Genomic DNA, 24,167 nt, shown 5'->3' on the forward strand with positions numbered 1-24,167 from the left:
GCCGGCCCCTTCTCCCCACCGGGCTCGGCCCTCGTCTCGCTCTCCCACCCGAAGATCGAACTGCACCTCCACCCCCGCCGACCGAGTCCGCTGCACCAAGCTCTCCAACTCCCCGAGTCCCGGCGCGGGCCCCAGATCGGGCACCCCAGCAGACCTCAGCGCGCCAAGCAGATGCCGCATTTCGACCAACGCGCCCCTGCTGGCGGTCTCGATCACACGCAGAGCATCGTGCGCCTCCTCCGGCCTCGTCGCCATCACATGGTTGGCGACGCCGGCCTTGACCGCGATCAGCCCGACGCTGTGGGTGACGACGTCGTGGAGCTCCCGGGCAATGCGTAACCGCTCCTCCGTCACCGCCTGGGCCGCCAGCCGCTCGGCGTCGCGCGCCGCGTACAGCCTCCGCTCGTAGACAGCGCGCCCGATGGTCCAAGCGCTGCCCAGCGCCGCGATACCCAAGAGCGGTTGATCAAGGTGCAAGACCCACTCCGGGGCGCCCTGCCGAGGCGTGCCTGCCATGGCCAGCCCGCCGACCGTGACGAGGCTCAGCACTCCTATCGCAGACGCCGGAAGCAGACTGCCGGCCCTGTCGCTCAAGGCGACTACATAGAGCGCGTACGCGGGCGCGAGATAGGGAAACGCCATGGCGCCGATCGCCCCTGCGAGGATCGCGAGCACCAGCGTGAAGAAGAAGACGGACAGCGGCCACACTCTCCGCAGCGCCAGCGGCAGCCCCAACGCAACCGGAAGCCCGATCCTCGCCCAGGGCGGCAGCGCCGCCACACCGGCCGCCGATGTGAAGAACACGAAGGTGACGACCAGCCCCGCCATCAGATCAAGCAAGATCAGCTGGCTGCGGCTCAGTCGCCTGGCGAAGAAGGGGTGGGTGTCGTCCACGCGTTGAACCGTAGCCGCCACGGCGACCTCGCCACGTCAACCCACGGTCTGACCTTCAAGTTCGAACCCTGGTCCGACGCGCCGGCAACCCTCCGCACCGCATGCTTGACGCCGTGATCGAACTCCACCAACTCACCAAGCATTACGGCGGGACGCTCGCCGTGGACGATCTGTCCTTCAAGGTCGAGCCCGGCCACGTGACGGGCTTCCTGGGCCCCAACGGCGCGGGCAAGTCCACCACGATGCGCCTGATCCTCGGCCTCGACGCCCCCACCTCGGGCCAGGCTCTGGTCAACGGCCGCCGCTACGCAACGCTCAGCAGACCGATGCACGAGGTCGGCGCGCTCCTGGACGCCGGCGCCGTCCACGGCGGCCGCAGCGCTTACAACCACCTGCTCTGCCTGGCCCGCACCAACGACATCAGCGCCACGCGCGTGGCCGAGGCGCTGGAGCAGGTCGGCCTCTCAGGCGTGGCGCGCAAGCGCGTGGGCGGCTTCTCTCTCGGCATGAAACAACGGCTCGGCATCGCCGCCGCATTACTCGGCGACCCCGGCGTGCTCATGTTCGACGAGCCGGTCAACGGCCTCGACCCCGACGGCGTGCGCTGGATCCGCGACCTCATGCGCTCCCTGGCCGCCGAGGGCCGGACCATCCTGCTCTCCAGTCACCTGATGAGCGAGATGGCCCTCACCGCCGAACGCATCGTCATCATCGGCCGCGGCAAGCTGATCGCCGAGTCCACGGTCGCGGAGCTCACGGCCCGCTACCCATCCCTGGAGGACGCTTACATGGCCCTCACAGCGGACAGCGTGCAATATGGGGCGGCTCGATGAAGGCAGTCTTTTCGTCCGAGTGGTTGAAGCTGCGCTCGGTCACCTCGACCTATCACACGATCGGCACAGCGGCCCTCATGGTGGCCCTCGGTGCGGCGTGGACGTTCTATGTCAGCGGCCTCGCCGACGAGCGCGGATCACTACGGGCGGCGGCGCCGGAGGAGGGCTTCCTGCCACTCGTCCAGATCAGCCTGGCAGTACTCGGAGTGCTCGCGATCACGAACGAGTACGCCACCGGCATGATCCGCACCAGCCTCATCACCGTCCCGAAACGCGGCACCTTACTCCTGGCCAAGGCCGGCATCGTCGGCCTGACCACGTTCGTGGCCGCGAACGCCATCCTCCTCGTCACCTACTCGGCGAGCCGCCTGATCGCGAGTGACCGCCACCTGGGCTTCAACGGCACCTCCTTCGCCGACGACCTTCCCAAGCTGCTCGCGTCGGCCTTGTCGGTGACCGCCCTGGCATTGGTGGGCCTCGGCCTCGGTGCCGCCATCTGCTCAACGGCGGGGGCGATCGTATCGGTCGTGGCGCTGCTGTTCGTCCTGCCCGGCGTCGTCAACTACCTCCCTCCGCCGTGGAACACCCGCGTGGCCACGCTCCTCCTGCCGAACCTCGTTCCCCAGATAGCGGACGAACGCCTGTCCACCCGGCTCGGCGACGGATTCCTCCCTCCCTGGGCGGCACTCGCCGTGCTGATCGCCTACCCGATCGTCACTCTCACCATCGGCTATTTCCTGCTCCGCCGGAGAGACGCATGACCATGAACAACAATCCCGACCCCTTTCTGGGAGCCAAGGCCTCCTACACCCTTGCGATCGCCAGGGCCACACCGGGCCTCGGACCGGCGGGACGTTCGGCCCTCCCCACCGCGGAACGGAAGACACCCGCATGAGCATCCTTGCTTCCGAATGGCTGAAGGTCCGCTCCATCCGCTCGACATACCTGATCATCGGCCTCAGCCTCAGCGCCGTCCTCCTGGGCCTGGGACTCGCGGCGATGGCCGCCGGCATGTACGACAGCGCTCCTCCGGACAAACGGCCCAACGCCCGGATCGCCGAGCTGGAGGAGGTCCTGGTGATCGTGCCCCAGTTGTGCATGGGCATCCTCGGCACGCTCGCCATGACCTCGGAATACGTCACCGGCTTGATCAGAACGAGCCTGACCGTCGTCCCCCGCCGCTGGCCCATACTCACGGCCAAAGCCACGATCATCGGCTTCCTAGGCTTGATCGTCGGCCCGGCGGCAGTCTTCGGGACGTACTTCGTCTCACGATGGATCCTCGGTGACCGCTTCTCGGGCGCGTACACCACCGAATTCCTGGACAGGCTCCCGATCCTGGCCGCCAGCAGCCTCACGGTCCCGGTGTTCGCGCTGCTCGGCCTGGGCCTGGGCGCCCTCCTCCGTTCCACCGCGGGTGCGATCGCGACCATAGCGGGGCTCGTCTATGTGATCCCCATAATCATCGGCAACCTCCCGGAGCCGTGGAGCGAGCGCCTCGGCTCACTCATGATCGGCGCACTCCCGCGCCAGATCACCGGCGACGGCAACGCCAGTTCGGTATTCGGCTCGCTCCTGCCTCCAGCAGCCGCCGGGGCGTGCCTGGCCGCCTACGCCGCACTCCCAGTGCTGGCCGCCATCTGGCTGGTACGCCGGAGGGATGTCTGAAGTGCACCCCTAGCGGCCCGGGACGCGCCTGTCTGCCCACAACACCGGCAGCCCAGAGAGCGCGCGCCGCATTCACGGACCCATCGCCCTATACGGCCAAGGCAGGCACCACCGAACGCCCACCACCCACGCGGCCTTCCACTGGTACGGCAGACACCACCGCCTGCCGTACCACCAGAAATCTCAGACCTCCACCACCACGGGAATGATCATCGGTCGGCGGCGATAAGTGTCGCTCACCCAACGCCCGACCGTACGCCGGACCACCCGGCGGATCTCCTGTATGTCGATCACTCCGTCCGCGGCCTTCTCCTCGAGGGCCCGCTGGATCTGCGGAATGAACTGCTCGAACTGCAGCGGATCGATGCCGGACCCACGCGCGTGTATCTCAGGACCGGCGGTGAGTTTGCCCGTGTTCGAGTCGACCACGACGACGACGGAGATAAACCCTTCGTCGCCGAGGATCCGGCGATCCTTCAGCGAGGTGTCGGTGATCTCTCCCACGGAGGTGCCGTCCACGTAGACGTAGCCCGCATGCACCGCGCCCACGATCTTCGCCCTACCGTCGACCAGGTCCACCACGACGCCGTCCTCGGCGATCACGATGTGATCCTCCGGGACGCCGGTGAGGGCGGCCAGCTTGGCGTGGGCGCGCAGGTGGCGCCACTCGCCGTGCACGGGCATGAAGTTCGAGGGGCGGGTCAGGTTCAGGACATACAGGAGCTCACCCGCGGCCGCGTGACCGGAGACGTGCACCTTGGCGTTGCCCTTGTGAACCACACGGGCGCCCCATCTGGTCAGCCCGTTGATCACCTTGTTGACCGCGGTCTCGTTCCCGGGCACCAGCGACGAGGCCAGCAGCACGGTGTCGCCTTCGGCGATGCGGATCGGGTGATCGCGGTTGGCCATTCTGGACAGCGCCGCCATCGGCTCGCCCTGCGAGCCGGTGCAGACCAGCACCACGTCCTTCGGCGGCCACTCCTCGATGTCGCGCGAGTCCACGATCAGCTCCGGCGGCACCTTGAGATAGCCGAGGTCGCGGGCCACACCCATGTTGCGCACCATGGACCGGCCGACCAGCGCGACCTTGCGACCGTGTTTGGCGGCGGCGTCCATGACCTGCTGGATGCGGTGGACGTGTGAGGCGAAGCTGGCCACGATGACGCGCTGCTCGGAGGTGCGGATCACCTCATCGATGACCGGCGCGATCTCCCGTTCGCTGGTGACGAACCCCGGCACCTCGGCGTTGGTGGAGTCGGACATCAGCAGGTCGACGCCCTCGGTACCGAGCCGGGCGAAGCCACCGAGGTCGGTGAGGCGCCCGTCGCTCGGCAACTGGTCCATGCGGAAGTCGCCCGTGTGCAGGACGATGCCCGCCGGAGTTCTGATCGCCACGGCCAGCGCGTCGGGGATCGAGTGGTTGACGGCGAGGAACTCGCAGTCGAAAGGCCCGAAGACGTGCCGTTCGCCCTCGACGACCTGGTGCTTGGTCGGCTGGATCCGGTGCTCGGTGAGCTTGGCCTCGATCAGGGCCAACGTGAGCTTGGATCCGATGAGGGGGATGTCGCGCCGCTCGCGCAGCAGGTACGGCACCGCCCCGATGTGGTCCTCGTGGGCGTGCGTCAGCACGATGGCCTCGACGTCGTCGAGCCGGTCCCTGATGTATTCGAAGTCGGGCAGGATGAGGTCGACGCCCGGCTGTTCGGGGTCGGGGAACAACACCCCGCAGTCAACGATCAGCAGGCGGCCTTCGTATTCGAAGACGGCCATGTTCCTGCCGATCTCCCCCAGACCGCCGAGTGCGACGATGCGCAGACCGCCGTCGGGCAGCGTCGGCGGGGGGCCAAGCTCAGGATGCGGGTGGCTCATAGCTGGCCCCCACGGTCAAATCGTGTGCTCAAAACTTCCAGTTCCTCCCCGTTCCTATGCGTCTGTCAACTTCACCCCGCCGGCTACCAGGCAAGCACGCAGCTCGGCGATTTGCTTCTCTGTGGCGTCCACGAGCGGCAGCCGTACCGGACCGACCGGCACGCCGACCATGCTCAGCGCCGCCTTCGCCATGATCGCGCCACCGGCGCGCAGCATGATCCCGTCTACCACGGGAGCCACTTGGGTGTGGATCGCGAGGGCCTGGGCGACGTCGCCGTTCTTGTGCAGGCGGATCATGCGCGCCAGCTCGGCACCCACCACGTGCCCGACGACACTGACGAACCCAGCCGCACCGAGCGAGAGCCAGGCGAGATTGAGCAGGTCGTCGCCGGAGTAGAAGGCGAGATCGGTGGCCGTCATCACCTGGCTGCCGGCGAACAGGTCGCCCTTGGCATCCTTCACGGCCACGATGCGCTCGTGCTGCGCGAGCCTGATGAGGGTCTCCGTCTTGATCGGTACGCCACTGCGTCCCGGAATGTCGTACAGCATCACGGGAAGGCCGGTCGCGTCGGCGACGGCGGAGAAATGCCGGTACAACCCCTCCTGCGGAGGCTTGTTGTAGTACGGCGTCACCACGAGCAGTCCGTGTGCCCCGGCACGCGCCGCCTGCTTCGCGAGCTCGACACTATGGCGGGTGTCGTTGGTGCCCGCGCCGGCCACCACGGTCGCGCGATCGCCGACCGCGTCGAGGACGGCGCTGACGATGCGCTGCTTCTCCTCGTCGGAGGTGGTGGGCGACTCACCGGTCGTCCCGTTGACGATCAAACCATCGTTGTGCTGCTCATCCACCAGATACGTGGCGAGACGGCGCACAGCGACGTAATCGACCTCACCGTCGGGGGTGAACGGCGTGACCATCGCGGTCAGCATGCGGCCGAAGGGTGCGTCCGTGGTTCCAGTTGGCGATGCCATAGTGCGAACGCTACCTGGATTCGGAAATCCATTGGACGTCGCCACCCCGCTTTGGCTGCCTGGAGCCGCCCTTTTGCGCCCCTTCGCCGGCATTCCGGAGGGCGCTCCGCCGGCAACGAGCCTCAACCCGCCCCCAGCCGGGGCACCGCACACCCAAGATCGAACCGGTATCCGCTACCGCGGCAGTTCGATTTGATACCTGATGAAGCCTCGGTTTTCGGCCACCTTGTCATACAGACGGCGCGCCGTGCTGTTCGACTCATGCGTGTTCCAGTACACGCGCGAGCAGCCACGCTCCCGCGCCCACCCGGTCACGGCCTCGATCAACGCCCGCCCCACACCCTCGCCGCGTACGTCCGGCGCGGTGAACAGGTCCTGCAGGTAGCAGACGTCGATGTCTGGCGCCGAGGTGTTGCCGTGGGTGAGGAAATGCGTGATCCCGACAAGCCGCCCGTCCAGCCTTGCCCCGAAGGCATGCAGCCGGATGTCCGCCTGAAACTCCTCCCATACCCGGTCGTACATCTCATCCGGCTCGGTCCGCTCATAGAAGTCGATGTACGCACGGAACAGGCCTTCCCATGCATTCCGATCGGATGGAAGGAGCTTGCCGATGTTGATCACTAGGTCTCCTGAAGGGCCTCAAACTGGGATGAGACGCCACAACCTAGGAGAAATCTGCATTCCGCACTACAGCCACTCCGCAGCGATCCAAACCGACCACTTGCCCAGCCACGCCATCGTGACCGGCCGCCATCGTGACCGGCCGCCATCGTGACCGGCCGCCATCGTGACCGGCCGCCATCGTGACCGGCCGCCATCGTGACCGGCCGCCATCGTGACCGGCCGCCATCGTGACCGGCCGCCATCGTGACCGAGCCCACTGGATGGCGGACATGGAAGAGGTCGCCGATATGTGCTCGGGGGTACACACATCGACGACCTCTACCGGAGAATCGGCACCCCTTACATCTGCGTTACAGGGTTTCTTCGATATTTTTCCGCCATCGCAAAGTTGGGGCTCCAACTGCCATCGATGACGGTCAGTTACCTGTCGAATACGGCAACATGGGGCAACGCCTCACACGAACCCCCAGGGATGGACTAGTGGCCACCTCAGATCCGGTCTACCTGCGTGTCGTCGAAGACATCCGACGACAGATAACCGACGGCAGCCTGCCCCCCGGCGCGCCCATTCCCTCGCGCGCGCAGCTGACCCGCAAGTATCAGGTCGGCGAGACCGCTGCCCGTCACGCGCTACGCGTGCTGGCGGGCGAGGGTCTCATCATTGGGCGCGTCGGCTCGGGCCATTACGTCAGGGAACGCCCCGACCTGACAACGTTGCACCGATGGCGTTATCTCGACCACCCTGCCCCGTTCGCGGCCGACCTGCAATCCCAAGGCAGGCGCGTGACCTGGGACTGGCACAGCGAGCCGATCGAGGCCGGGCCCGACATCGCCAGACGGCTCCGTCTCAAGGAGACGACCCCGCTCACGAAAACCCGTTACGTCTACCGGGCCGACGGCAAGCCCCTCCAACTCGCCACGTCCTACGAGCCGCTGGAGTTCGCCGCCCACTCGGAGGAGGAACGGCGGAGTCTGGTCGCGAGGATGTACGCGCACGGCATAAAGATCACCGAGGTCGTCGAGAGCGTGCACACCCGCGTGCCCCGTCCCGCCGAGAGCGACGCGCTGGACCTGGCGGGGGGCGTACACGTGCTGCATGTCGAACGTACGCACTGGGCAGGCGATCGCCCCGTGGAGACGAGCGACATCGTCATCCCGGGCGACCGCTTCCGGGTCACGTACAGCATGCCCATCTAGAGCGGAGGACTCCGGGCGGGTCTGCCTCCCCGCCCGGAGCCTCGCCGCCGGCCCCCATCACCCCGAGGGAGATCCACCCGGCAGCACCCGCGAACGCAGCACAGCGATCACCCTCTTCCCCCGCGCATGCCGGTCTCCACGGACAGGTGCGCCTCCCCGAACCTCTCCATCGCATAGATTCGCCCCACCACCGGACGCTCGACGCCTTGATCGACGTATTGCGCCAAGGTCGAGATCCCGGCGGCGGGAGCTCGCCATCCTTGACGTACACGGGGCCCTGGCAGAAACGCCGACAACACGGCGAATCCCATCCCATCGGCGGACGTGGTGACCATCCGACCCCCTCGGCGCGCAGCAGCCGTCGGCAGGCGCCGAGTGAAGTCCCGTGAGAATCCTCGACCAGGCGATCACATGGTGGCTGGAGAACGGCCATCCACTGTCGCCCACGGAAATCGCCGACCAAACGGGCCCCCTGGCCGCCGCCGTCATCGCCGAGGCCCGGAAACTCACCCCTCCTGACAAGCCGCGGATGCCCCTCGCACGACCGCGAATTTCGCAACAAACGCGCAGGTCAGAGATTGTCGGTCAGCGTTGATACAACGGTCGCGGAGGTTGCCGATGCGACTCAAAGACCTGCCCACACACGACCGGCCACGCGAGCGGCTCATGTCCAGAGGCGCGAACGCCCTGGCCGACCGCGAGCTGCTGGCCGTGCTGCTCGGCTCGGGCTTTCGCGGTTCGAGCGCCCTGGACCTGGCCACCCAGGTGATCGACCACTGCGGAGACCTCGACGGGCTCGGCCGCTCCGACCCGCATCGGCTGCTCACCGTGCCAGGTGTCGGCCCCGCCAAGGCCGCGAGGGTGGCCGCAGCCTTCCATCTCGCGCTCCGCGCGAGAGCCTGGCCAGAGCGGGAACGCATCACCAGCACGACCGACCTGGCCAACCAATGCGCGCCGCTCCTGCACGGCCATACGCAGGAGCGCCTCGTCATGGTGGTGTGCGACACCGGCGGCCGCGTGCTGAAACGGTCGGTCGTGACCGAGGGCGGCACCGACCACACGGCCATGCCGATCCGAGAGGTGATCACGGAGGTGCTCACCACGGGCGGCGCGATGTTCGGCCTCGCCCACAACCACCCGAGCGGCTCCCTCAACCCGAGCACCGCCGACCTGGAGGCGACCTCCCGCCTCCTCGAGGCCGCGCAAACCGTCGGCCTCCGGCTCCTGGACCATCTGATCATCACAGACGCCGCCTGGAGACGGATCCCCGTGTAAATCCCTTCCACCCACCCACCGAACGTCAAAGGGAATGATCCCGTGTATAGCGCCGAACAGCAGTTTTCCAAGCGCGGCCCATGAGAATCTAATGGCGCGGGTAGGCCGATACGGACGTCAGCCGGCCATTACTCGTCGTGGCGTGGTCCTGTGCCTCCTGGCAGGCACGGGACCATGTCCACGCTTCCGCGCCAACCCCGGGCGGGGCGTATTACGGTCGCGTCGGCGGTTCCCTTTGGCCGAGGCGCTTCGTCTGGGGTTGCGCGAAAGCGCACAGCGTGTGAAGAACAGCGGCTTCACGCGCTTTGGCAGGGGTGCCCGCACGCGGCGAATCTGTGCCATTGCCCCAATGCGGGCCCCCTGCCACACCTCATCCCGCTACCGGGATAAACGGCGATTATCCGACTTAATACGAGGATGCCGGTAAAGATGTGGCCATCGGCACGCTCTACCGCGCGGACCGCGTCGATGGCGTCACGTCGGCTCCCGGGACCATCGCTCATCACTCGACCTTGACCCATGCCGCTCGAAGAGCTCACGCGCCGGCCACTCAGCAAGATCAGCATGGAAGATCACGCCAGCTCTACGACATGACCGTTAGGACGACGTCTCATTTGGCGAGTCGGCGGTAGCAAATGAGGGCTGCGGCGAGCGCGACGAAGGAGGCGAAGTGATCACCCCGGCGTTCGTAGCGGCGGTGTAAGCGTCGGCAGCCAGCCAAGAGGACCGTTCTCTCAACCACCCAGCGGTGACGTCCCAGCCGCTGGTTGGATTCGATGCCTCGGCGGGCGATGCGCAGTGTGATGCCCCGGCCACGCAGGAAGGTCCGCAGGTGGGCATAGTCGTAGCCCTTGTCGGCGGCGCCCCCCATGGCACTTCCTGAGTTGTCCTGGCCCCGTGCGCCCGATCAACACGGCACCGAGCGCGGCGGGTGTCCTGCCCACGTCGAGCGCGATCCGCATCGCATCGGCACCGGTACGGGCTTCACACCACCCTTGAGCGATGCCTCCCGGCTCGGCGGCAGCAGGAGAGCCGGGAGGACGCATCACCGGACAAGGCCCTCCAACAGCCGGGTCCACATGATCATCGCTTCGCTCTGCCGCAGGCGAGCACCCTCGTCGACCTGAATCTCTCGGCCGCTCCGTCGGGTTCTGCGGATGAAGAGCAGGCCACCCGCCTGACACAGCTCGTAATAGGTCGGCTGGCAGTCGCACGTGTACGCCCGGACACGTGCACGTGCGCCAGGCTGTTCAGGATCCCACCTCAGGGGTGTGTAGCCGGAGCGCGGCACCGGCACATGGGTGCCCATGCAGGAGTCGTCGCTCGGCAGTGGAAGAAGTGCGGGCATGGAAGAACCATACGTCTGGTTGTCTCCTCCTGTCTACCTTCAAAGAGCGCTCCGTCTAAATAGACAGGACGATATGGGTGGTCTTGTACCCCTTGGCCTATGTTGCCTATGTGCTCGACTACGACGGAGACACCCACATCTACGTTCAGATCGCCGACATCCTTCGGCGCCGAGTCTCTGGGCTGTCGTCCGGGCACCCCGTGCCCAGCGAGGCCGACATCCAGCAGGAGTTCGGGGTCGCCAGGACCACCGCCAGGCGCGCGATTCATGTGCTGCGCGAGGAAGGGCTCGTCTACACCGTCCAGGGTGAAGGGGCGTTCGTCGGCACGCCCGACGAAGCCCCTCGCAAACAGCGGAAAGTGCCGTTCTATCAGCAAATCGCGACAGAAATAGCTGATCAGATCAAGGCGGGAGAATATCTGCCTCGACGCCCCATACCCGGGGAGTCAGCGCTGGTGGAACAGTACGGTGTCGCCCGGGAAACGGTGCGGCGGGCCATGGCGCTCTTGCGGGAGCAAGGGTGGATCTACACCGTTGCTCAGCGCGGCAGCTACGTCTCTCCCAAGGAGTCGTGGCCCCAGGCATGATTCCGCTGAACTGCTTGTATCGAGACGTCTACGATGTGAGCATGCTCGACCGCGAGGGGCCCGTCCCGCTCTATGTGCAGGTCGCTGAGGTGATCGAGGAGCAGATCATCAGCGGGAGGTTGGCCGCCGGCGAAGCCGTGCTGAGCGAGGCAGCCATGGAGGCCGAGTACGGCATAGCAAGGACCACCGCGCGAAGGGTGGTGCGAGAGCTCCGCGATCGGCAGCTCGTCCATACCGTTCAAGGCGAGGGCACATTCGTCGGTCGTCCCGGCGTGCCCCGCATGCGGGAGACGACAGCCTTGTACATGGTCATCGCGACCGACGTCATTGCCCGGATCAGACGCGGCGAGCTCCGGCCGAATCGGGCAATACCCAGCGAGGAGACGCTGATGCGGCGGCACGGGGTCGCCAAGGTCACGGCGCGGAAAGCCGTCGCGCATCTGCGCGAGCAAGGGTGGGTCATCACGGTCCCCTATCGCGGCACCTATGTGTCCGCCCCGGAGGACTGGCCCAGCGAATAGCGTCTTGAATTCTCTGCAGTTCCCTGACGGAATCAGGCGATTCGGACGGGCGTAGCCTGGCCCAAGCCACCAGTGCGAGCGCGAGCGCGAGTGCGAGTGCGAGCGTCCAGGTAGGCGCGGATCCGCCGGGTGCGGTTACGGATCTCCGCCGGACTCACCCCGTCCGGCAGGACCTTGCGCAGCGCCTCCCGTTCGGCGCCGGTCCGCTTGCGCGCATCGGCCGGTCTTCTCCACCAGCGTGGCATGAGCGCCGCAGGGGGCGGTCGCGGTGAGCTTGCTCGTGCCCCGCGCCCAGACCGCGCGGCACGAAGTCCCGACGGGTTGCCCGGGCTCTCAGCACCACAGGCACAGGCACATTCCGTGAAGGGTGGCGACTCCCGCGAATTCCGCGGCCCGCGTCGTCATGTACTGGCGGGGAAACGGTGCGACCCGGAACCACAAGCAAACCACCGTTGACGAATCACCGACCTCGTAGCCCTGGGCGGACCAGTAGCGGCGGTGGCTTTCTCGCCAGTCCTCCGTCGATCGATAGCCTTCCCCTTCGGCCTGGGCGAATTCCGAGGTCACGGCCGGGAACGGCGTCAACTCCACTCGTACGATCTCGATTTCCGCCGCCCGGCCGCCCGTGTCGGCCGCGAGGATCAGGTGTTCGCCGACATGCTCCACCTCCTCCCCCTCGGCGTGGTAGTCGAGGGCGAGGAGGCCGGCCGTGGCGGTTTTCTCGCCCGACAGAGCCAAGGCGGTCAGGCGGGTGCGGAGTTCGCCGGGCGTGCCGAGCTCAAGGACTCTGAGTCCATCCATGCGGGGCCACATGGGTGCATGCTAGAAGACCGGGATGATCTCCTCGGGGTCGATGAAGTCGACGGGTACGCCTTCCAGGTCCAGTTCGGGAATGGCGGGGAAGGCTATGCCCCAGCGTTCTACGATGGCGCGGATTCTGGCCATGGCGACGCGCCAGTTCTCGGCCTGTTCCTCGTACGACAGCACGCCCAGTCCCGCGTCCCTGGCATGGTTCATGAGGACGCGGTGGTTGGGGAGGAAGTAGGGCGGGAGTTCCCAGAAGCCTTCGGGGGGCTCCCAGAGGATCATGCTGAGGAAGACGAAGCCGGCTCTGAGCTGGCGGGTGATGAGGGTACGCGTGTCGTCCGTGAGACCCGGCCATTCGTTCTCCAGGATGGTCATGCAGATCTGGAGGTGGCGGGACTCGTCACGGCCGATGCGTTGGAACATCTCGCTGAAGACCGGGTGCTGGGTGCCTGAGGCCATGCCTCTGAACAGCGTCGAGGCGGCCATCTCGCCCATCATGAAACTGGTGAAGAGGACAGGGAGCGAGTACTTGCCCACGGCCGTGGTGTAGCCGTTCCAGTAGCGGCCGCCGTTGTGATAAAGCCAGCCGATGTTGTTGTGAGCGGCCGTTTCCAGGTCGTCGGAGGGGGTCCAGTTGAGTGGGCCGCCCGGCCAGAGTTTGGCAATGGTGCGCTGGCAGCACTCCTCGTGGTTCATCTCGTCGCGGGTGATGGAGAAGAAGCACTTCCTGACCGGATCCTCTTCGTGTTTCTCGAAGGCCTGGATGGTGGCGCGGGCGAACACGGCCGGTCCGGAGGCGTCGAAGTTGGCGAGGACGGCGAACCAGTACATGATCCCGAGACGCTGCTCCCGGGTGAAGTCCTCCGCGTTCAGGCCGTCCCAGGGGAGGTCGGCCGGGTTCCAGACCATGCGCTTGGACTTCTCATAGATGGCGGCGAGTTTCTCCGTCTCGACACGCCACTCCATGGGATAGATGTTGGGCTGCGGGATTTCCGGCGCGGGCCAGAAGCCGCCCTCCGGGATCGTGAGGTCCGCCATTGTTGTGACACCTCCTCCCCCAATCCTGCGGGGTGGCGTCACGGCTTTCAAGTACGGGCGCGCTGGGTGATGGCCACGCAGACGAGTACGGCCAGCGCCGCGGCCACGGTGACCAGGCCGAATCGCTCACCCATGAGGAACCAGGCCCAGAGGAGGGTCAGGAGGGGCTGGGTGAGCTGGGTCTGACCGGCTCTGGCGATGCCGCCCTTGGCCAGGCCCGCGTACCAGGGGAAGAAGCCCAGGAACATGGAGATGACCGCTACGTACAAGAAGCCCGCTATCGCGTTCGGCGTGAAGGCGGTCGGGGTGGTCACGGCGAGGAAGGCCGTCATCGGGGCCGTCAGGGGGAGGGAGAGGACAAGGGTGTGGGAGATCACCTGCCAGCCGGGACGGTCCCTGGACAGGCGGCCGCCTTCGGTGTAGCCGATCGCGGCTGAGATCAGGGCGGCGAGGAGGAGCAGGTCGGGCCAGGACGCGCTGCCCTGGTGCTGGGTGAAGGTGAACGTGGTGATGGCGACGGCGCCGGCTGCGCACGCTGCCCAGAAGAGGGGGCGGGGGCGTTCACCTGCTCTGAGTACGGCGCAGACCGCTGTGGCGGCGGGGAGGAGTGCGATGACCACGGCGGCGTGGGCGGTGCTCGCGCCCAGGGCCAAGGCCAGGCCGCTGAACACGGGGAAGCCGAACACCACGCCGAGGGAGATCAGGGCGTACGCGGGCCAGAGGGGTCTTGGAGGGAGGAGCGGGGTGTTGGTGACATTCAGGCAGATCAGGGCCAGCACGCCGGCGATGGCGGCTCGGCCGATCGCGACCAGCCAGGGGTCGAAGCCCTCCATGGCGTAGACGGTCGCCGGGAAGGAGCCGGAGAAGGCCAGGACACCGAGGAGGGCCAGAGCCGTTCCTTGTCGCCGGTGACGGCGCGCAGAGACGGGCGCAGGCGCGGATGCGGGTGCGGGTGCGGCCCGAATGGCGTGGCCAACCACTGGAGCACGGTCGGCGGCCGAAGCAGTGGGGCTATCGGGCGGGACCGCTACTCCATCGGAGACAGTAGCGCTATTCTCGTCCTTCATGAACAACGATAGCAGTATCGCCCAGATCGCCGCGATACTGCGCGAAGAGGCCGCCCGCCTCGGCCCCGGTGCCCGGCTCCCGTCCAGCCGGGAGATCATGCGCAGGCACAACGTCAGCCCCGTCACCGTGTCGCGCGCCATCGGCCAGCTCGCGGCCGAGGGCCGGGTCGTCACGAAACCGGGCAGCGGCGCCTTCGTCACCCAGCAGCACCAGATCACGACAGGGCAGGACACCGCCGACCTGTCCTGGCAGACGGTCACGCTCGGGGACCGGGTCGTCGACGACGGGCCGGTCGCCGCGTTGCTGGCGTCGGCTCCCGAGGGGATGGTGCCGCTGACCGGTGGCTATCTGCACCCAGGGCTACGACCGGACAAGCAGCTGGGGGCCGCGGCGGCGCGGGCGGTACGCCGCCCGGACGCCTGGGCCAAGCCGCCCCTGACGGGACTCCCCGAGCTGCGGCGGTGGTTCGCGGCCCAGACGGGCGGCGACGTGACCGCGGCCGACGCGTTGATCGTCAGCGGTGGCCAGGCGGCGCTCACCCACGCGTTCAGGGCGTTGGCCGCCCCCGGTACGCCGGTGCTGGTCGAGACGCCCACGTACCCCGGCGCACTGGCGGCGGCCAAGGCGGCCGGGCTGCGCGCGACGGCCGTGCCGATGGACAGCGATGGTGTACGTCCGGAGCTGCTGGCGGAGGCGTTCGCCGTCACCGGTGCGCGGGTGTTCTTCTGCCAGCCGACGTTGCACAACCCGACCGGGGCCACCCTGCCCGTCGCACGCAGGGAGCAGGTGCTGCAGGTGGCGCGGGCGGCGGGGGCGTTCGTGATCGAGGACGACTACGCCCGTTACCTGACCGAGCACGCGCCTCCGTCGCTCGCGTCCATGGATCAGCACGGGACCGTCGTCAACGTGGGGTCGCTCACGAAGATCCTCTCGCCGAGCATGCGGGTGGCCGCGGTGATCGCCCGCGGGCCGGCCGCGCACCGGCTGCGGGCCAGTCAGCTCGTGGAGTCGTTCTTCGTGGCGCGGCCGTTGCAGGAGACGGCGCTGGAGTTCGTCGGGTCGCCGGCCTGGCGGCGGCATCTGACGGCCGTGCACGCCGAGATCAGGACGCGGCACGACGCGCTCGCGGCCGCGCTCGCCGCGCGCCTGCCCGAGGCGGAGATCCACCTGCTGCCTGTCGGCGGGATGCACCTGTGGGTACGCCTGCCGGTCGACGTCGACGAGAACGCGCTCGTCGAGGCGGCCCGGCGGAACGGCGTGCTGGTGAGCCCCGGCAGGATGTACTACCCGTCCGAGCCGCCCGGGCCGCGCCTCAGGTTGACGCACATCGCGGCCACCCATCTGGCGGAGCTGCACGAAGGGGTGCGCCGCCTCGCCGAGGCCCTGACACAGGCCCGGCATCCGCTCATACCCTGACGCAGACCCGGCACCCGTTCATACCCTGACGCAGTCCGGCACCACACCCCCGCCCGCTGGCCGGGTCTTGATCACAGAGCCAGTAGAGTGGCCGGCATGTCGTCCTCCGCGGAGCTCATCCGAGACTTCGTGAACACCTACGACGTCGAGTCCGACACCGACGAGCTCGCCTCCCCCGCCGACCTCGCGCTCTGGCTGCGCGAACGCGACCTCATCGGCCCCCGCGACCGCGCCACCGACGACGACCTCCACACCGCCCACGTCCTCAGGGCGGCGCTCAGGGCCGCGCTCAGGCGCGAAGGAGGCGACTTCCCCACCCTCCTCCTCCAGGTGAGCACCCGCACCGACGGCGCCCCTGAGCTGGTGCCGAGCAGGAGCGGCGTACCAGGCGGCCTGGCCAGGATCGCGGCCGCGACCATAGGGGCGGGGTGGGATCGGCTGAAGGTGTGCGCCGAGGGAACCTGTCAGTGGGCGTTCATCGACTCGTCGAAGAACCGTTCCCGCTCGTGGTGTTCTATGCGGCTATGCGGCAACCGCACCAAGACACGCGCTTACCGGGCGAGGAAGCGGGGTTCGCGTCGTCTCCAAGTGTCAAACACCGATACGGTGTAACTCGTGCCTTGTGGCACGTACGGCAGGCGAAGGAGCGGGCCGAGATGGCAGACGTAGGCGTCCGGGCGGCCCGGCGCGAGGATGTGCTCCAGGTTGCGAATTGCCAGATTCGCGCCTGGCGCTACGGCTATCGGGAGTTCCTTCCCGAGGGGCCACTTGAGCAGATGACCGGCCCGGCAGCGGAGAAGATGTGGCTGCGGCAGTGGGACGAGGCGATCGTCGCCCCGCCCACCCCCATGCACCGGGTTCTGGTGGCGGTGGAGACCATCCTCGACACCGAGGGTTTCCCGGCCCTCGGCGCGGGCGGCAGTGCCGCCCTCGTGACCCCGCGCGGCGGCGAACGCGTGGTGGGCCTGGCTTCGCACGCCCCTGCCGAGGACCCGGACCTCGACCCCAGCGTGGCGGCCGAGATGCTGACGCTGCTGGTCGACCCCGATTTCGTCCGCAGGGGCCATGGCAGCCGCCTGCTCAACGCCACGGTCGACTACCTGCGTGACGACGGTTTCCGGCAGATCGTCACCTGGGTGTTCGCCGACAACCACGCGGTGCTCGGCTTCCTCGAGTCCGCCGGCTGGGGCGAGGACATGGCCGAACGCGTCCTGGACATGGGCCGCCCGATCAGGATGGTCCGCCTCACAACGGATATCAGCTGATGGCCACTCCCGCACAGTGGATCGCCGGCGCCCGCCCGCGTACCCTCCCCAACGCCATCGTCCCCGTCGTGGTCGGCACCGGCGTCGCCATCGGCGAGGGCGGCTTCGTGTGGTGGCGGGCGATCCTGGCGCTGTTCGTGGCCCTTTCGCTGCAGATCGGCGTCAACTACGCAAACGACTACAGCGACGGCATCCGCGGCACCGACGACCAGCGGGTCGGCCCGATGCGGCTGGTGGGCTCGCGCGCGGCCACGCCCCGGGAGGTGCTGATCGCGGCACTGGGCTGTTTCGCCGTCGCGGCGGTGCTGGGGCTGGTCCTCGTGCTGGTCACGCAGGCGTGGTGGGTGCTCCTGGTGGGCGCGGCGGCGATCGCGGCCGCCTGGTTCTACACCGGCGGCAAACGCCCGTACGGCTACCGCGGGCTGGGCGAGCCGGCCGTGTTCGTGTTCTTCGGCATCGTGCCCGTGGTCGGCACCGCGTACGTGCAGACGGAGTCGCTGAGCTGGGCCGCGTTCCTGGCCTCGATCCCGGTGGGGCTGCTGTCGTGCTCCATGCTCGTGGTGAACAACCTGCGTGACGTGGGGACCGACGGGCAGGCAGGAAAGCGCACGCTGGCGGTCGTGCTGGGGGCCGAGCGCACCCGGACGTTGTACGTGGCGTGCCAGGTGGTGCCGTTCGTGGTGGCGCTGGCGATGGTGCCGATCACGCCGTGGGCGGCGCTCGTGCTGCTGGCCGCGCCGCTGGCGATCACCCCGATCAGGACCGTGCTGAGCAAGGCCGTGGGGCCCGCGCTGATCGCGGTGCTGCAACAGACAGGCAAGCTGCAGATGGCGTACGGGCTGCTGTTCGCCGTCGGCCTGGCGATCATCTTCTGACGACCCTCGCGGGATCGCAACGGGAGGAATTAGCCTAAGAGCCCTTTACAGGGGCAGTCAATTTGGACAAGTGGTCCGGAGAAGTGGCCCGCCGCCGCACCTAGCGCGAGGGATCTAGTTGAACCGGCCAAGCCTGCCCGCGAACATCGAGGAGTTCGAACGGGCACTCGCTGAGTGCCTCACCATCGCCACCCGCGCGATGCCCGACTCCCCAATGGTCAGCATCGCGCTGCCCGCCGAGCAGGGCCTGCGTACCGTCGCCTGCTCGCACGCGCGTGCCGAGCTGCTCGACGAGCTGCAGTCGACCGCCGGACATGGCCCCTGCCTCGACGCGTTGGACTCCGGCGAGCCGGTGACGGCCACGGACCTGGGCGCGGATTCCCGCTGGCGCCGGTTCGCGGCCGAGTCCGGCCTGCTCAGCCTGCACTCCGAGCCGCTGAAGTCGGAGGGCAGGCTGCTGGGCGTGCTGACGCTCTACTCGGGCCGGGGCGGCGGTTTCAGCGAGGAGACGCGGGTGGCCGTACGTGTGACCGCCGACCACATCGGCGTCGTGTTCCGTACGGCGGTCGACGCGGCCCGCATGCGGGAGGTCGCCGCGCAGCTCAAGGAGGCGCTCACCACGCGCGCGATCATCGACCAGGCCCTCGGCATCGTCATGGCGCAGCGGCGGTGCACGTCCCACCAGGCGTTCGAGATGCTCCGCCACGCCTCCCAGGACAGGAACGTCAAGCTGCACCAGATCGCGGCGACCATTGTCGAGAAGGTGACCGGCGAGCCCCCGCAGCGCTCCCGCTTCGAGGACCCGCCCCCGCGCGAAGTGGGCTGGGCGTAGTCATCACAGTTCGATAACCGCGAGCATTCAGTGGCTTTGACGATGCATCCTCTTCCTCAAGGGGGAGACGATGCCCGATATCGCAATGCTCTCTGACGCGCCGGTCAATTGGCACGGCGACCTTCTCCAGTTTCGCCGGTATGTCGATCCGCTCGTTTCGGTCATCACCAATCCCCGTACGCAGACGCCGTTTACGATCGGCATTTACGGCTCCTGGGGCAGCGGGAAATCCACCTTGCTGAAAATGGTGGACGAGCGGCTCCGGGACGAGCACGGCGACGAGTTCGTCCGCGTGCATTTCAACCCCTGGGTGCACCGCCGCGAGCCGCAGATGCTGCTCCCCCTCCTGAACGCCCTGCACACCGAGCTCAACGAGGACCCCAAGCGCCGCTTCGCCGACACCGCCAAGCGGATCGGCGCGATCATGCTCAACCTGGCCGCCGACGAGATGCTCAAGAAGATCAACTTGGGCTCGGCCAGTGTGGAGAAGATCGGCAAGCTCGCCCAGCAGTACGCCGAGATGCGCGGCCAGGTCGACAGCCAGACCGGCCGGCTACGCACGCTGCTGCAGAAGGAGGCCGACCACCTGGCCGAAAAGGGCAGGAAAATCATCTTCTTCATCGACGACCTCGACCGGTGCGAGCCCGACCAGATCATCGACGTGCTGGAGTCGGTCAAGCTCTTCCTGGACATCGAGCACGTCTTCGTGCTGATCGCGCTGGCCAAGGACGTCGTGGACCGGGGCGTGTCGATCAAATATCAGCCGTTCGGCTTCACCGCCACGGACCGCCTGGGCGACGAGTACCTGGACAAGATGATCCAGCTCCCGCTGCACCTCTACCCGCTCGGCCCCGCCGAGGTGGGCCGTTTCATCCTGGACTCCGATCCCGGAGAGCTGGCCGGCGCGCACGTGACGACGCTGGAGAAGATCGTCACCGCCAACCCGCGAAAGATCAAACGCACCCTCAACCTGCTGCGCGTGACGGAGGCGATCATCGAGGGCAGCCCCGGCCTGGCCGGCCTCAACAAGGACCTGGTCATCCGCCTGGTGGTGCTGCGCGTGCAGAGCCCGGAGTTGTTCACGGACGTGGTCCGCGTACCCGCCTTGCTCGTCGCGCTCGAGCTGCTCCACCAGGGCAAGCTGGCGCACCACACGCCGGAGTTCGAAAAGCGGTTCAAGCGGCAGGCCCCAGCACTGGGGCGCCTGATGGAAATCCATCTGGGCTCCCACGATTTCCTGGAACCGCTCTTCGGCGGCTCCGCCTTCGAGGCGTCCGAAGACGAGCTGCCCGCCTACCTGACCATGATCGGCGGGTGAGCGATGCACGTCACCGACGCCCGCTACGAGCTGTACGGGCTGCCGTCCGGCAACCCCTACGCCAGCCGCCCCCTGGACCCCCTTGCGTGCGAGGAGGACCGCCACCGCCTGTTCGACCTCGAGGGCTTCATCCGGTCCACCGCGATCGAGGCGACCGTGGAAAGCGCTGCGGCCACGGACAGGCCGGCCTTCTTTCTCATCACCGGCATGGGCAACAGCGGCCGCACCTCCCTGGCCAACCACGTCATGTACCGCTACCAGCACGCCAGGACCGCCCGCCTGCCCCCTTTCAGGTTCGTCACCCACTACGCGGAGCGCGGCGAGATGACGCATGACGCCTACCGGACGCTGCGCTCCACTCTGCTCTCGCTCCGCGCCAAGATGCGCGTCAACCAGATCGACGTCCCGCCGCCGCTCGCCGAGATGTTCACGGAACTGAGCAGGCGCCCGCGCGCGCAGGCCATGGACGACTACGAGCTGCAGGAGATCGCCGACTACGCCGCCGCCATCTTCGCGGCGCACGACATGGGCTTCGGCGTCCGGTACGAGGGCGTGGCGACCAAGGAGCTCATCACCCTGGCGACCAGGGTGTTCGAGAACGCGAGCACGGTCGTGGTGTTCACCGTCGACAACTACCGGCACGCGACGGCCGTACAGCTGACGAGGGCGGACCGGCAGGAGTTCGCCAGGCGCGGGCACATCACCGATCTGAGCCCGCTGTCCCCCGCCCAGATCGCGGCGCTGGCCGACCACCGATGGACCGGTCACCCGCCCTCCCCTTTCGACTCCGCGGGGGTGCTCAAGGCCTTCCAGGAGCATCCCTGCACCATCGGCCAGGCCCTGCGGCACCTGTACAAGCTGCTCGACACCCGGCTGCGCCAGTACGACGGCGACGAGCCGTGGCCGACCGACGGCCTGCGTATCCACGAACACTGGCTGCTGCTCCATATGAGCAGGGACGAGACATGGTACGGACCGGGAGGTTTCCATGGCTGAACACCTCGCCCGCAACCCGTTCCCGGCCCGCGGCACAGCCAGCGCCGCGGAGACGGTCCACCCGGAGATGTTGCGCGAGTGGGCGGACCGTACACCGACCGCGCCGCTGCCCGGCGTGCGCGACGCCGAGCGCCTGGCCGAGGAGTACGCACGGGACTTCCAGGACGAGACCACCCGCCACGGCGGCCTCGGCTGCCTGTACGGCGCCCACGGCGCGGGCAAGACGCACGCGGCACGCCACATGATGGCCACGGTCCACCGGCGGGAGCCGGACGCGGTCCAGCTGTACGTACGTTTCCAGGACGACGACCTGGTCGCCGCCTACCGCCGTCTGGTGCCCCAGTTGTCCCAGGGCCTGCTCACGGACCTGATCGTGCGTTACCTCGGCACCCTCGCCGGCGACCAGGCCGCGAACGCAGGCGTGCCCGCCGATCGCGGCAGGCTCATGTCGGCGCTTGACACCGAGCCGACAAGGGTGTTCGACCTGTTCGACGCCCACCTGATCGAAGCCGGCCGGGTGTTGGAGGCGCAGGCCAGGGAGATCGCCGCGGTGACCGGCGACGGGCAGCGGTTCCAGCGGGCGTTGTCGTTCCTGATCCGCCCCGAGTTCTCCGACGCCGCCTACGACTGGTTGTGCGGCCGGCCGATCGGGCTCGACGCCGCCCGGGCGCTCGGCGTCGGCGAGCAGATCGGCGATCCCCAGACCTGCCGCTACGGCCTGCAACTGCTGGCCACGCTGGTGACGCGGAGCGGCCGGCCGTTCGTGCTGATCTTTGACCAGTGCGAGAAGTTCCTGCTCGATGACGGCGTCCCGGTGCCGGCGAACCTGGGGCTGCTGCAGAGCCTGGTCGAGGTGGTGCCGCGGGCCGGCGGGCTGCTGCTCCTGGTGGCGAGCGAGGCCGGCTGGCAGGCCATGCCGCCGGACCTGCACCAGCGCATCGGCCCCGGCGCCATTCACATGATGCCGCTCGTCCCCGACGACGCCCGGCTCGTGCTGCGTGTCTACCTCGACGCTCTGCGTGACCCGCCCCGCGAGGACATCCGGCCGATCACCGAAGCGGGCCTGCGTGAGCTGCTGCGCCACAGCGGCGGCAACGTCCGGCTGCTGCTCCAGCTGGCATGGGCGAGCTTCGAGGCGGCTCGGGGCGCGGACATCGACGCGGAGGTGGCCGGGACGGCCGCGCTCCGCTACCGGCGCGCCCCCGTGCTGGCCGAGCTGTCCATGCTCGTCGAGTCGAAGCTGCTGGCGGCCGGGCTCGCCGTCGAGCGCGTCCCCGGCGAGGACAGGTCGGCGACGTTCCGGTTGCCCGGGCCGATCAAACCGCAGGTCGTGATCAAGCTGAGCGAGGCGGTCTTCTTCGACGACGAGGTGTCCAACGCCGCCGACATGGTCGCCCCCGGCGGGGACATCTCGTCCGCCTACACGGCTCTCCTGGTCACCGGGTACGTGAGCCCTCCGGTCCTGACCGCCCTGCGCCGCGTGGTGCACACGGTGCTGGTCGCCGACGGCTCCCCGGCGTTCTCCCGCGAGCTGGACGCGCTCGTGGCCCGGGCCGCGTCCATGGTGGCGGCCAAGGACCGGCCTTCGTCGGATCCGGCGCTGCTGAGTGAGACGTTGCGCGAGCTCAGGGCGTATCTGGAGGAGCTCGGCTCGCAGCGGCGCGGCGAGTCCGTGGCGCTCGGCCGCAACCTCGCCGTTGTGGGCCGCCCGCCCGAACCCGGGGCGGCCTCCGGGTGGCCGGCCACGCGGACGGACCTGACCCGCCGCATCGCCGAGGCCAGGGCCGTGCGGGCGAAGGCGGACTGGGACGGCTTCCGCAAGGCCCGTCAGCACGTCATCCGCGAGTGGAGGACACAGCTCGCCCTGGTGATCGGCGCCGTCGTCGTGGCCGCGCTGCTGCTGGCGGCGGGCCTCGCGCTGGACGGGACCCTGCCCCTGCTCGCCGGGGCCCTCGTCATCGCGGTCGCGGGGGCCATCCCCGCCACGCGACTGGCCAGGTCCTGGGTACGCCGGCCGGGCGCGCCGCTGGACTCCAGGGCCGACCTCGATCAGCTCGGCCGCGAGCTGCGCCGGTACGCCCGTCCTGGCGCCACCGATCCGGTGATCCGCTACGCCCATGCCGGCAAGGAGGACCCGGACAAGGGTTTCGAGACGCTGATGGACGCCATCCGGATGGAGCCCCTGGCCCTCGTCCGGCAGGCGATCGGCCGCCGCCTGGCGACGACCGAGCGTTGCCCCGCCGAATGCGTGCAGGAGATCCGCCGCGGCCTGCGCGAGCGCATCCCCGAGGTGCTGCTGCTCCTGGCGCGCAGGCAACACCACACGGACCGGGAGCAGCTGTCGCGCACGCTCTGGGAGCTGCCGCCCGAGCTGCGGATCCTCGTGGCGCTGGCAAACCCGGGACAGCCGCAGCTGGCTGCGGGCGCGCCGGCCCAGCATCCCGCCGAGCTGGTGCTGGCCGCACTCGGCGCACGCGGTACGAGCCATCCGCTGGCGCGGGGATACCGGAGCGGAGTGGCGCAGCTCGCGCCGGGCGAGTTCCCCCCGAACGAGCTCCGGGCCGCCGCCCGCCTGCTGTCGCCGCTCGAGCCGGACGGCCTGGGCGGCTATGACTGGCTCCCCCTTGTTCCCGAAATCGATGAACTTTACCTATATTTCGAGGAATTGCTGTATTACCAAGAGGAAATTCGCTCTTATCGCCATAAATCTTGACTCGTTGGGCGATGTCATGAGAGATAGAGACGGGGTGGAGCGCTCCTCCCA

21 protein-coding genes and 2 pseudogenes are annotated in these 24,167 nt (G+C 68.3%); 15 read left to right on the forward strand and 8 right to left on the reverse strand.

Annotated elements, in window-relative coordinates:
* A partial coding sequence (locus tag ETD86_RS28930; protein ID WP_138669327.1) for a sensor histidine kinase occupies positions 1-894 on the reverse strand: 894 nt, incomplete at its 3' end.
* Between the two features lie 113 nt (positions 895-1,007).
* Between ETD86_RS28930 and ETD86_RS28935 the strand changes: the two are divergent.
* The 3 genes and pseudogenes from ETD86_RS28935 to ETD86_RS28945 all read left to right on the forward strand — a co-directional run.
* A pseudogene (locus ETD86_RS28935) lies at positions 1,008-1,661 on the forward strand (ABC transporter ATP-binding protein); the annotation flags it as partial.
* Positions 1,662-1,723: 62 nt separating this feature from the next.
* The gene (locus ETD86_RS28940; RefSeq protein WP_138669331.1) at positions 1,724-2,488 is read left to right on the forward strand and encodes an ABC-2 transporter permease; all 765 of its coding nucleotides are present in this window, start codon (positions 1,724-1,726) and stop codon (positions 2,486-2,488) included.
* A gap of 130 nt (positions 2,489-2,618) precedes the next feature.
* Positions 2,619-3,395 carry an ABC transporter permease gene (locus ETD86_RS28945; RefSeq protein ID WP_138669332.1) on the forward strand — a complete coding sequence of 259 codons (777 nt, stop codon included), beginning with the start codon at positions 2,619-2,621 and terminating at the stop codon, positions 3,393-3,395.
* 183 nt (positions 3,396-3,578) lie between these two features.
* Here the strand turns inward: ETD86_RS28945 and ETD86_RS28950 are convergent, their stop codons facing one another.
* The 3 genes from ETD86_RS28950 to ETD86_RS28960 all read right to left on the reverse strand — a co-directional run bounded on the left by ETD86_RS28950 (position 3,579) and on the right by ETD86_RS28960 (position 6,857).
* On the reverse strand, positions 3,579-5,264 hold the full coding sequence (locus ETD86_RS28950) for a ribonuclease J (RefSeq protein WP_138669334.1): 1,686 nt from the start codon (positions 5,262-5,264) through the stop codon (positions 3,579-3,581).
* Between the two features lie 54 nt (positions 5,265-5,318).
* Positions 5,319-6,194 (reverse strand): 4-hydroxy-tetrahydrodipicolinate synthase, encoded by an 876-nt coding sequence (gene dapA, locus ETD86_RS28955; RefSeq protein ID WP_425465666.1) that lies wholly within the window; start codon positions 6,192-6,194, stop codon positions 5,319-5,321.
* A gap of 216 nt (positions 6,195-6,410) precedes the next feature.
* Positions 6,411-6,857 carry a GNAT family N-acetyltransferase gene (locus tag ETD86_RS28960; protein WP_138669336.1) on the reverse strand — a complete coding sequence of 149 codons (447 nt, stop codon included), beginning with the start codon at positions 6,855-6,857 and terminating at the stop codon, positions 6,411-6,413.
* A 483-nt stretch (positions 6,858-7,340) separates the two neighbouring features.
* Here ETD86_RS28960 and ETD86_RS28965 point away from each other — a divergent pair, with 483 nt between their 5' ends.
* Positions 7,341-8,057, forward strand: coding sequence for a GntR family transcriptional regulator (locus ETD86_RS28965; protein WP_138669338.1), 717 nt, complete (start codon positions 7,341-7,343; stop codon positions 8,055-8,057).
* Positions 8,058-8,675: 618 nt separating this feature from the next.
* Positions 8,676-9,332: a JAB domain-containing protein gene (locus ETD86_RS28970; protein WP_138669340.1), complete on the forward strand. Its 657-nt coding sequence runs from the start codon at positions 8,676-8,678 to the stop codon at positions 9,330-9,332.
* A gap of 610 nt (positions 9,333-9,942) precedes the next feature.
* Here ETD86_RS28970 and ETD86_RS28975 read toward each other — a convergent pair.
* Positions 9,943-10,191: pseudogene (locus ETD86_RS28975) on the reverse strand (transposase); the annotation flags it as partial.
* Positions 10,192-10,790: 599 nt separating this feature from the next.
* Here ETD86_RS28975 and ETD86_RS28985 point away from each other — a divergent pair.
* Positions 10,791-11,267, forward strand: coding sequence for a GntR family transcriptional regulator (locus ETD86_RS28985; protein WP_246148362.1), 477 nt, complete (start codon positions 10,791-10,793; stop codon positions 11,265-11,267).
* Between the two features lie 41 nt (positions 11,268-11,308).
* Positions 11,309-11,788 carry a GntR family transcriptional regulator gene (locus ETD86_RS28990; RefSeq protein ID WP_138669344.1) on the forward strand — a complete coding sequence of 160 codons (480 nt, stop codon included), beginning with the start codon at positions 11,309-11,311 and terminating at the stop codon, positions 11,786-11,788.
* A 333-nt stretch (positions 11,789-12,121) separates the two neighbouring features.
* Here ETD86_RS28990 and ETD86_RS28995 read toward each other — a convergent pair whose 3' ends face one another.
* The 3 genes from ETD86_RS28995 to ETD86_RS29005 are packed head-to-tail and all read right to left on the reverse strand — an operon-like array spanning position 12,122 to position 14,613.
* Positions 12,122-12,601 (reverse strand): ASCH domain-containing protein, encoded by a 480-nt coding sequence (locus tag ETD86_RS28995; protein ID WP_138669346.1) that lies wholly within the window; start codon positions 12,599-12,601, stop codon positions 12,122-12,124.
* Positions 12,602-12,610: 9 nt separating this feature from the next.
* Positions 12,611-13,633 (reverse strand): hypothetical protein, encoded by a 1,023-nt coding sequence (locus ETD86_RS29000; RefSeq protein WP_138669347.1) that lies wholly within the window; start codon positions 13,631-13,633, stop codon positions 12,611-12,613.
* Between the two features lie 47 nt (positions 13,634-13,680).
* Positions 13,681-14,613 carry a DMT family transporter gene (locus ETD86_RS29005; RefSeq protein WP_425465667.1) on the reverse strand — a complete coding sequence of 311 codons (933 nt, stop codon included), beginning with the start codon at positions 14,611-14,613 and terminating at the stop codon, positions 13,681-13,683.
* Between the two features lie 85 nt (positions 14,614-14,698).
* Between ETD86_RS29005 and ETD86_RS29010 the strand changes: the two genes are divergently transcribed.
* The 8 genes from ETD86_RS29010 (at position 14,699) to ETD86_RS29045 (ending at position 24,116) form a co-directional block, all read left to right on the forward strand.
* Positions 14,699-16,117 (forward strand): aminotransferase-like domain-containing protein, encoded by a 1,419-nt coding sequence (locus tag ETD86_RS29010; RefSeq protein ID WP_211370392.1) that lies wholly within the window; start codon positions 14,699-14,701, stop codon positions 16,115-16,117.
* A 96-nt stretch (positions 16,118-16,213) separates the two neighbouring features.
* On the forward strand, positions 16,214-16,729 hold the full coding sequence (locus ETD86_RS29015) for a CGNR zinc finger domain-containing protein (protein ID WP_138669351.1): 516 nt from the start codon (positions 16,214-16,216) through the stop codon (positions 16,727-16,729).
* A 44-nt stretch (positions 16,730-16,773) separates the two neighbouring features.
* A complete protein-coding gene (locus tag ETD86_RS29020) occupies positions 16,774-17,382 on the forward strand; it encodes a GNAT family N-acetyltransferase (RefSeq protein ID WP_170223324.1) in 609 nt (202 codons plus the stop codon).
* Positions 17,382-18,257, forward strand: a complete 876-nt coding sequence (locus ETD86_RS29025; protein WP_138669353.1) for a 1,4-dihydroxy-2-naphthoate polyprenyltransferase — start codon at positions 17,382-17,384, stop codon at positions 18,255-18,257. The genes ETD86_RS29020 and ETD86_RS29025 overlap by 1 nt, the downstream gene beginning before the upstream one ends.
* A gap of 118 nt (positions 18,258-18,375) precedes the next feature.
* Complete coding sequence (locus ETD86_RS29030; protein WP_138669355.1) at positions 18,376-19,089, forward strand: GAF and ANTAR domain-containing protein; 714 nt, start codon at positions 18,376-18,378, stop codon at positions 19,087-19,089.
* A 70-nt stretch (positions 19,090-19,159) separates the two neighbouring features.
* A complete protein-coding gene (locus ETD86_RS29035; protein ID WP_138669357.1) occupies positions 19,160-20,407 on the forward strand; it encodes a KAP family P-loop NTPase fold protein in 1,248 nt (415 codons plus the stop codon).
* A 3-nt stretch (positions 20,408-20,410) separates the two neighbouring features.
* On the forward strand, positions 20,411-21,403 hold the full coding sequence (locus ETD86_RS29040; RefSeq protein WP_138669359.1) for a hypothetical protein: 993 nt from the start codon (positions 20,411-20,413) through the stop codon (positions 21,401-21,403).
* Complete coding sequence (locus ETD86_RS29045) at positions 21,396-24,116, forward strand: hypothetical protein (protein ID WP_138669361.1); 2,721 nt, start codon at positions 21,396-21,398, stop codon at positions 24,114-24,116. Before ETD86_RS29040 ends, ETD86_RS29045 begins: the two co-directional genes overlap by 8 nt.
* Positions 24,117-24,167 lie beyond the last annotated feature (51 nt).

The sequence above is a fragment of the Nonomuraea turkmeniaca genome (genome assembly GCF_005889735.1).
Lineage (GTDB): Bacteria > Actinomycetota > Actinomycetes > Streptosporangiales > Streptosporangiaceae > Nonomuraea > Nonomuraea turkmeniaca.